Source organism: Streptomyces sp. TRM64462 (assembly GCF_013362995.1).
Lineage (GTDB): Bacteria > Actinomycetota > Actinomycetes > Streptomycetales > Streptomycetaceae > Streptomyces.
Genome location: NZ_JABWDV010000275.1, coordinates 1 through 2179 on the forward strand (window position 1 = coordinate 1; position 2179 = coordinate 2179).

The following is a 2179-nucleotide window of genomic DNA, read 5'->3' on the forward strand; positions in this document are numbered from 1 at the left end:
GCCATGACGCGCCCTCCTGTTCGTTCTCCTGTCCGTTCGTCGTCACACGGCTCCCGTGCGGCGGGGGAGGACGAGGCCGAGGGCGACCATCCCGAGCCCCAGCACGAAGTGGAGCCAGTTGTCGGCGGTGTTCACGGGGACGAAGTTCGCGGCGCTCTCCAGGTCGATGAACACGCCGTACACGGACAGCGCCAGATAGACCACACCGCCGACGAGCAGGTACGGCCGGGCGCTGCGCTCCCGGCGGGCCGTCGCGACGCCCGCGACACCGAACAGCAGGTGCACGATGTTGTGCAGCACCGACACCTGGAACAGGCCGAGCAGCTCGGCGCCCGACTCGTGCGACGCGAACTCCATCGCCCCGTAGTCGGTGGTGACCCCTGGGATGAAGCCAAGGACCCCGATGAGCAGGAAGACGGCTCCCACCCACAGCGCGGCGTACTGCACGGGAGCGTAACGGTGTGCGCTGGCCATGACACACGTCCTTCCCACCGGATGACCGCCCGTACGGGCCCGGCAGCCCCCGGGTACCCCGCTCCGGGCACACGTAGCGGAGTACGCGCATCGCGGGGGTCGCTCATACGGGCGGTGGCGCGCGTCCGTCCCCGGTGTGCGGACCACAGGCCGCGCAGCGGTGTCGACGGAGGGTTTCACCATGCTGGGGACAGGGACACGGAAGAGCACCGGCACGCACGGAGGCCGTACGGCCGCCCGGCGGGCGCTGCGGAGCGTCGTCGGGCTGGCGGCGGTGGTGCCGGCGGCGCTGCTGGCGGGGGCTCAGCCCGCCGCCGCCCACCCGCCGTCCGGGTCGGTGCACGTGTGGGCCAGCGACGTGCGGGTGCGCAACTGCCAGAGCACCTCGTGCGAGCTGGCCACGACGGAGCGGCTGACCAACGTACGGGTCAAGGCCTACTGCCAGATCGACGCAGGCGAGAGGGGCCGCGTCACCGACGGGCCGTACACCAACACCTACTGGGTGCAGATCATCACGCCCGGCCGGCGGCTCGGCTGGATCTCGGCGGTGTACGTGAGCGGCGGCAGCAACAACGGCCCGGTGCCGGGCGCCCCCATCGACTCGCCGAACGACCCGACCATCGACTGCGAGTACATCTGACGCCAGGCAGCCGCCCTGCCCCGGTGACGGTCACCAGGGCAGGGCCCGCAGGTGCGCCGCGATCCTCGGCCGGTCCCACGCGCCGTCCGCGATCAGCACCCGGTAGCGGCGTGCCAGCGTCTCGCCGGGCGGCAGCACCAGCTCGTCGAAGAACGCGAGCGACGGCGCCACCGCCGCGAACGGCTCGGTGCGGACGAACCAGTGCGCGGGATGCGCGCCCGCCGCGCCCGTGTGGTCGTTCTCCGGCGCGTGCGCGAAGACCACGGTCGCGTGGCCGTCAGCGCCGTCGTGCTCGCCGGTGTACGCAAGCCACTCCGCCTGGCAGCCCATCAGGTCCTCCGGCGTGTCCCCGCCGCCGTGCGCCGCCAGGGCCGTCCCGTCCCGGAACGCCCGCGGGCCGCGCCAGAACAGGCCCGTGTAACCCGCCATCTCCCGGCCCTGCGTCGTCGGGCTGCCGAAACGCAGCGGCACGTCCCGGCGGTTGGTCACCGCCGACGACCACGTCAGCGCCCAGCACCCGGCCTCCGGGTCCACGTCGTGCACCTCGACGCGGCGCAGCTCGTCGGCCCACAGCTCACCGCCGTACGGATGCCAGGTCAGCCGCTCGGCCACCACCGCCCGGCCGTCCCGTACCCCGACCTCGTCGAACGAGCGGTGCGCCATCGACCCCACCCGCTCGGGCAGCGCCACGTACCCCTCGCCCCGCACGTACGTGTTGCCGCCCCAGAGGTTGTGCCCCGACAGGTACGACGCCGTCATCTGCAGGCCCTTGTGCCAGCGGTGGTCGTTCGGGCGGTAGTCCGTGACCGTGTGACCCGCCAGGGTGCGCAGCGGATGCGCGTACGGCTTGGGCGCCTCCCACGCGGCCTCGCCCCGGTACACGTACCGCAGCACCTCGACCCCGGCCGCCGTCACCGCGACGTGCTCCCCGGGCACATGGAGCACCCGGAGCGCGTCCGCCCCGCCGCTGCCGACGCCTTGGCCGGGCGCGACGCCTTGGCCGGGCGTGACGCTTTGGCCGGGCGCGACGCCTTGGCCGGGCGTGACGCTTTGGCTGGGCGTGAC

General features: G+C 73.4%; 3 protein-coding genes. 1 reads left to right on the forward strand and 2 read right to left on the reverse strand.

Features of this window, described 5'->3' with window-relative positions:
- Positions 1-42: 42 nt before the first annotated feature.
- On the reverse strand, positions 43-474 hold the full coding sequence (locus HTZ82_RS13035; RefSeq protein WP_175409516.1) for a DUF4383 domain-containing protein: 432 nt from the start codon (positions 472-474) through the stop codon (positions 43-45).
- A gap of 181 nt (positions 475-655) precedes the next feature.
- On the opposite strand from HTZ82_RS13035, the gene HTZ82_RS13040 reads away from it, so the two are divergent.
- A complete protein-coding gene (locus HTZ82_RS13040; protein ID WP_175409517.1) occupies positions 656-1114 on the forward strand; it encodes a hypothetical protein in 459 nt (152 codons plus the stop codon).
- Positions 1115-1144: 30 nt separating this feature from the next.
- Here HTZ82_RS13040 and HTZ82_RS13045 read toward each other — a convergent pair whose 3' ends face one another.
- Complete coding sequence (locus HTZ82_RS13045) at positions 1145-2059, reverse strand: PmoA family protein (protein ID WP_175409518.1); 915 nt, start codon at positions 2057-2059, stop codon at positions 1145-1147.
- Between the last annotated feature and the right edge of the window lie 120 nt (positions 2060-2179).

Coding starts and splice junctions, on each gene's coding strand:
- HTZ82_RS13035 (WP_175409516.1), bottom strand. CDS start 474: ATGGCCAGCGCACACCGTTACGCTCCCGTGCAGTACGCCGCGCTGTGG.
- HTZ82_RS13040 (WP_175409517.1), top strand. CDS start 656: ATGCTGGGGACAGGGACACGGAAGAGCACCGGCACGCACGGAGGCCGT.